The organism is Halolamina salina (assembly GCF_042678005.1).
Lineage (GTDB): Archaea > Halobacteriota > Halobacteria > Halobacteriales > Haloferacaceae > Halolamina > Halolamina salina.
The window spans coordinates 16,527-22,674 of sequence record NZ_JBHUDH010000011.1 but is presented as its reverse complement, the minus strand read 5'-3'; the positions used below and the strand labels follow the sequence as shown (position 1 = coordinate 22,674).

The window sequence follows — 6,148 nt, the reverse complement described above, 5'->3', positions numbered from 1 at the left end:
GGGGGGAGGGGTGGGGACTCGGCGCTGCGCCGGGCTTCATGCCCGGCGCCCTGCTGTCACAAGTGGTCATGCTCATTCCGTGGTCGTGTTCGCGGTTGCTGTGCGGTTCCGACAGACATCCACTCGAGAAACACCGAAACCAAACCGTTCGAAGCGATTTACTCCAACAACTCCGACGGCGGCGACTGCCAATCACTCGCCGAGTCCTGTGGCTCGTACCCCAGCAGCTCCTTCGTGTGCTCCAGATCGAACCAGCTCCGGGGGTTGTCGCTGGTCGCGAAGAAGATCCCGAACTCGGTCTCCTCGTCCTGCAAGCAAAGCTCCACCAACTGCGCCCAGTCCCGGAGCGAGAGCCACGTCCCCTTCAGGCGCTTCACCTGTTCGGTGTACGCCTCGCTCCCGCGTTCCCAGCGCCCCTCCTCGACGCCGCGCTCGGCGTCGCCGTAGGGGTTGTCGTAGGGGCCGGCCCGGATGCTCGCGATCCGGGCGGCGTAGAAGCGCTTCGGGTACTCGCGCTGTTCCACGTAGTACCGACCCAGATCCTCGCCGTACGCCTTCGAGACCCCGTAGTAGGAGTCGGGCCGCTCGTCGTCGTCGACGGTGACGGTCGTGTCGTCGTCGAGTTCGTACACGTCGGGCTTGCCCTCCTCCTCCCACATCCCCGCGGCGTGGATCGAGGAGGCGAAGATGAACCGCTCGACCTCGGCGTCCGCGGCGGCTTCGAGCACGTTCCGCGTGCCGACGAGGTTGCTCTGCTCGACTGACTCCCACGACGCCGAAACCGAGGGGTTCGCGGCGAGGTGAACCACTGCGTCGACGCCGTCGAACGCCGGGCGGACTGCGTCGTAGTCCGCGATATCGGCGACGAAATCCACGTCCGGGGCGTCCTCGCGATCGAGGTAGACGAACTCGTGATTCGCGTCCGGGGTGTCCAACTCTTGCTTGATTCCCGAGGCGACGCGACCCTCCGAACCGGTGACCAGCACGCGCATACCCGGAGGTGGGCGGAGGCCGAGAAAAGCCCGGGGATGCCCGGACGCCCCGCGGTGAACGGAGGATTCATACCGGATAGCGCACCAGTCCCGAGCATGTACGCGGTCGTCGGCTGCACCGAGTGTGGCACCTACTGGCTGCTCACGGACCCCAGAGAGAGCGACTCCGCCACCTGCCCCAAGTGCGGCCGCCGCCACCAGACGAAGAAGCTCAATCGCTTCTACGAGACGGAGGACCGCGAGGCCGCCCGAGAGGCCCGGGCCGCGCTGCTCGCGAAGAAACACGGCGACAGCGCCGCGTTCGACGAGGTGGCGCACGTCTCCGAACTGGAGGAGCGCGTCGAGGAGAGCGGGCTCTCCGAGGAAGCGTACCTCGAGCAGTCGGGCATCGACGCCGATGAGGTGCAGGCGGCGGGCGACACGTCGACGAAGTCCTCGCGGAGCCGCGACGAGAAAGTCCGCGACGCGGTTCGAGCGGGCGGCACCGAGGCGGAGATCCTCGACCGCGCCGAGGCCGACGGCGTCCCGCGCGGCGCCGCGGAGAAGCTATTGGAGAAACTGCGTCGGCAGGGGGAAGTGATCGAGTCCGGCGGTGAGTTGCGGTTGGTCTGACTGGGCGTGCGGCGGCGCGCGAAGCGCCCGCGACGTCGGGCGCGGGGCGAGCGCGCGAGGGATGAGCGACCGAACGAAGTGAGGGAGCGAGTCGGCTGGGGAGGTATGAGGGCTGTGCGGGGCGGTGCGGTCGCAAGTGGTCTACGATCGAGCTGCTGTTGCTGCTACCGCTGCTGTCCATCGAACTCGCACGCCCTCGAAAAGACCCCGAACGAAGTTACCGACCCAACTCGGCGTGCGCACTCGACAGATTCCGCGACGCCAGCGCCGACAGCAGCGATAGCTCACCCGCCAGCGCGCCCGTCGCGACACACTCCGCGAGCGCGTCGGCGTTCGAGCCCGCCGGGTCGCCGCCGCCCCGGATTCCGAGCACGTCCAGCCCCTCGGCCTGCGTGGGGAGTTTCGTCCCGCCGCCGACCGTCCCAACCTCGATCGACGCGAGCGAGACGGCGGCGTACAGCCCGTCCTCCCGCGCTTCGACGGAGACGATCCCGTTGCTGCCTTCGACGACCTGCGCGGCGTCCTGCCCGGTCGCGAGGTACATCGCGGCGACGACGTTCGCGACCTGCGCGTTGAACCCCAGACTCCCGGCCTTCGCGCTGCCGATCAGGTTCTTCCGGGTGTTGACCTCGGCGATCGCTTCTGGCGTCGTCTTCAGCGTCTCCTCGACGAACTCCCGGGGAAGCGTCGCCTCCGCGGTGACGCTGCGACCGCGCCCCTCGACGGCGTTGATCGCGGCGGGCTTCTTGTCCGTACAGAGGTTCCCCGAGAGCGCGACCAGCGAGGCGTCGGTCTCGCCCTCGATCACGTCGCAGGCTTCGCCGGTCGCGATGGTGACCATGTTCATCCCCATCGCGTCCGCGGTGTCGTAACGGAACCGCAGGAACACGTTGTCGCCGACGACGTACGGCGTCACGTCGAGCAGTTTCCCGTGGCTCGTCGTCGACTCCGCGGCCTCGCGCAGTTGGTCGGTGTTCTCCCGGACCCACTCCGCGAGCGCCTGCGACTCCGCGATACCGCTCGTCCGGAACACGGGCGCGCGGGTCATCCCCCGCTTGGTCACGCGTGCGGTCGCGCCGCCGGCGTCGTCGATGACGGAGAGCCCGCGGTTGACGGAGGCTAGCAGCGCGCCCTCGGTGGTCGCGAGCGGGAGGTACGTCTCCCCCTCGAACGCGCCGCCGTCGATCTCGACGGGGCCGGCGACACCCATCGGGATCTGGGCGGCGCCGATCATGTTCTCGATGTTGCTGCCCGCCGCCTGCTCGGCCGGGAAGGCGTACTCGCCGGTCGTCTCCAGTTCGGCGCCGGAGTCCCGCTCGACGACCAGCCGCCGGGCCGCGGCGGCGGTGTCGGCGTCGGCGTGGTCGTCGAGTTCGTACAGCCGGAGGTCGCCGCTCTCGACCCGGTCGGCCAGCTCCTCGGCGGTGCCGGCGTCGACGCGGTCGGTCATGCCCCCGGGTTCCCCCGGCGCGGGCAAACCGTTACCGATCCGGGGCGGTCGGCCCGCCCCAGTCCCGCGGTGGCCGCGCCCGCGTGACCGCCCGCTTCCCGAACGGTTTTGCCCGATCCGCCCCGTCCTCCGGCAATGACCGAGGCCGCCGACACCGTCTTCCTCGACGGCGAGATCCACACGCTGACCGACCCCGACGAGACGTACGAGGCCGTCGCGGTCCGTGACGGCGAGATCGTCCGGCTGGGCAGCAGCTACGACGTGGAGTTCCTCGCTGGCACCGACACCGACGTGATCGACCTCGACGGCCGCGTGCTGCTCCCGGGCTTTATCGACGCCCACACGCACCTCACGACCGTCGGGAAGTACCTCGTCCACGCCGACCTCTCCGCGGCCGACGACCTCGACGAGGCGGTGTCGCGCCTGCGCGAGCGCGCCGCGGAGACCGATCACCCGGAGGATCCGGAGTGGGTGCTCGGCTACGGCTACGACGAGAGCACCTGGCCCGAGGACCGCTACCTCGACCGGGAGGATCTCGACGCCGTCAGCGAGGAGCGCCCGGTCGTCGCGTTCCGCGAGGACCTCCACGTCGCCTCGGTCAACAGCGTCGCCCTCGACCGCTACGAGGACGAGATGGCCGAGGAGAACGTCCACTACGACGACGCGGAACCAACGGGCGTGCTCGTCGAGGACGCGGTGAACGTGATCAGCGAGGCGGTCGCGCCCGACGCCGAGGAGACCGGCCGCCTCGTCGCGGCCGCGCAGGCCCGCGCGAACGAACTCGGCGTCACCGGCGTCCACGACATGGTCCGCGGGTCGTACGCCCCCGAGGTGTACCGCGACATGGACCTCGCCGATGAGCTTTCGCTACGGGTGCGGATCAACTACTGGTCGGACCACCTCGACGCGCTGATCGAGACCGGCCTGCGGACGAACCACGGCTCCGAGATGGTCCGCGTCGGCGGCGTCAAGTCCTTCACCGACGGCAGCTTCGGCGGCCGGACCGCGAAGCTCTCCGAACCGTACCACGACGACACCGACGAGTACGGCTCGTGGGTGGTCGATCCCGAGGAACTGAACGAGATCGTTCAGAAGGCCGACGAAGCCGGGTTCCAGCTCACGGTCCACGCGATCGGCGACGAGGCGATCGACGAGACGCTCGACGCGTTCGAGGCGACCGACGACCCGGGCGGCATGCGCCACCGCGTCGAGCACGTCGAACTGGCCTCCGAGGAAGCGATCGAGCGGTTCGGCGAGATGGGCGTCGTCGCCTCCGTCCAGCCGAACTTCCTCAAGTGGGCCAAGGAGGGCGGTCTCTACGAGTCCCGGCTTGGCGCGCGCCGCGCGGAGACGAACCGCTACGCGCTGCTCGACGGCGCGGGTGCACCGATCGCGTTCGGCTCGGACTGCATGCCGATGGATCCGCTGCTCGGCGTTCACCACGCCGTCAACACCGAGGTCGACGCCCAGCGCCTCGCCGTCACCGAGGCGCTCCGCGCCTACACACTGGGGGCGGCCTACGCGGGCTTCGACGAGGGGCGACTGGGCACCGTCGAGACGGGGAAGCTGGCGGACTTCACGGTGCTGGAGCGGTCGCCGTGGGAGCACGAGACGGAGATCGACGAGATCGACGTGGCGATGACCGTCGTCGACGGCGAGGTCGTGTACGACGGGCGGTAACGGCGTCAGCTCCCGGCCACGCCGGCCCGCGTCGAGAGCAGTGTCGTCGCCGTCCCGCCGAGCAGCAGCACGAACCAGTAGGTGCAGAGCCGGACGCAGAACGCGATCACGGCGGCGGCCGCGAGATCGACCCCCGCGAGCGCGACGAGCGAGCCGGCGAGCACCACCTCGACGCCGCCGATGCCGCCGGGAACCGGGATGACGTTCAGGAAGTCGCTCACGGGGACGGCGACGCACGCGACTGCCAGCGCGATCGGCGTCCCCAGCGCCACGCCCGTCGTGACCGCCGGGACACAGAGCAGCGTCCAGCCCAGTACCGACAGCGCGGCCGCGACGACGATCCGGCGGGGGTCCTCACGGATCAGCCGCCGCGCGTCGTCGAACTCCCCCAATCCTCGCCCGATCGCCTCCTGACTCGTCCTCGTCGCGACGCGCCCGGAGAGCCGGCCGAGCGTCCGATTGACTGCCGCCGCGGTGCTATGGACGATCCGATCGAGGTCCGCCCCGGCCACGAGCGCCCCGACAAGCACGATCCACCCGACGCCGACGACCGCGAGCACGCCGGCGACTGGGAGCAGTTCGCTCCGGCCACCCGCCACGAGGGCGACCGTCCCGCCGAACGCGACGACGGTCGAGCCGAGAAACGTCGCCGCCTGCGCGATGATCGTCGCCGGGAGCGCCCGGTCGGTCGGGATTCCGGTCGCCGAGCGCATCGAGTAGGCGATCAGCACCGGCCCGGCGACGTTGCCGACCGGGAGGAGTTGGCGGCCGTAGACGCCACGGAGGTACGCCAGCGCGCCGTCGACGGAGGGGCGCACGCCGAGCAGCGCCGCCAGCGCGAGGAACTGCGCGCCGACCCCGCCGACGACCGCGACGAGTCCCAGCGCGAACGGCAGCGGGTCGAGCGACGCGACGGTCGAGACGACCTGCTCGACGCCGACGAGCCAGGCGAACAGCGCCAGCGCGAGCAGCCCCGCCACGAGGCCGGCGACGACCGAGAGACGCTGGCGGGCGCGGGACACGCTCCGACGCTCGGGCGGCACGCGTAAATCGTTCGGGGGAAAGACCCATGCGCCGTCCGGCCCACGCTCCCGCCATGCTCCTCCAGATTCCCGGCGGGCCGGAACTGCTGATCATCTTCCTCGTGATGGCGCTGCTGGTCGGCGTCCCGGTCGTCCTCGCGGCGCTGTTCCTGTTCGTCCGGTTCGTCGGTCGCGACGACGACAGCGACGAGATCGCCGAGCTCAAGGGCAGAATCGAGGAACTGGAGGCGGAGGTCGCGGCGGACAACGAGGCTGCGGGCGACGAGGTCGCCGTCGAGGACGAGCGTAGCGAGGCGGGAAAACGGCGCGAACGAAGTGAGCGGCGGGAAACCGCCTCGGAAGCGAGCGGGGAGGAACGACCCGCGAGCAGC

Annotated in this window: 6 protein-coding genes; 3 read left to right on the top strand and 3 right to left on the bottom strand. The window is 70.4% G+C overall.

All coding sequences use genetic code 11. The features are described 5' to 3' along the window. Positions 1–158: 158 nt before the first annotated feature. Positions 159–992 carry an NAD-dependent epimerase/dehydratase family protein gene (locus ACFR9S_RS01330; protein ID WP_379732589.1) on the bottom strand — a complete coding sequence of 278 codons (834 nt, stop codon included), beginning with the start codon at positions 990–992 and terminating at the stop codon, positions 159–161. A gap of 96 nt (positions 993–1,088) precedes the next feature. Between ACFR9S_RS01330 and ACFR9S_RS01325 the strand changes: the two genes are divergently transcribed. Then, complete coding sequence (locus ACFR9S_RS01325; RefSeq protein ID WP_379732590.1) at positions 1,089–1,604, top strand: DUF5817 domain-containing protein; 516 nt, start codon at positions 1,089–1,091, stop codon at positions 1,602–1,604. Positions 1,605–1,821: 217 nt separating this feature from the next. On the opposite strand, the gene hmgA is transcribed toward ACFR9S_RS01325, so the two are convergent. Further along, positions 1,822–3,054 carry a hydroxymethylglutaryl-CoA reductase (NADPH) gene (gene hmgA, locus ACFR9S_RS01320; protein ID WP_379817844.1) on the bottom strand — a complete coding sequence of 411 codons (1,233 nt, stop codon included), beginning with the start codon at positions 3,052–3,054 and terminating at the stop codon, positions 1,822–1,824. 135 nt (positions 3,055–3,189) lie between these two features. On the opposite strand from hmgA, the gene ACFR9S_RS01315 reads away from it, so the two are divergent. After that, entirely contained in the window at positions 3,190–4,734 is a 1,545-nt protein-coding gene (locus ACFR9S_RS01315) for an amidohydrolase (RefSeq protein WP_379732636.1), read from the top strand. A gap of 5 nt (positions 4,735–4,739) precedes the next feature. Here ACFR9S_RS01315 and ACFR9S_RS01310 read toward each other — a convergent pair whose 3' ends face one another. Beyond that, positions 4,740–5,756: a lysylphosphatidylglycerol synthase transmembrane domain-containing protein gene (locus ACFR9S_RS01310; protein ID WP_379817842.1), complete on the bottom strand. Its 1,017-nt coding sequence runs from the start codon at positions 5,754–5,756 to the stop codon at positions 4,740–4,742. A gap of 74 nt (positions 5,757–5,830) precedes the next feature. On the opposite strand from ACFR9S_RS01310, the gene ACFR9S_RS01305 reads away from it, so the two are divergent. Then, positions 5,831–6,148, top strand: a 318-nt coding sequence (locus ACFR9S_RS01305) for a hypothetical protein (RefSeq protein WP_379817840.1), incomplete at its 3' end; no start/stop codon positions are given.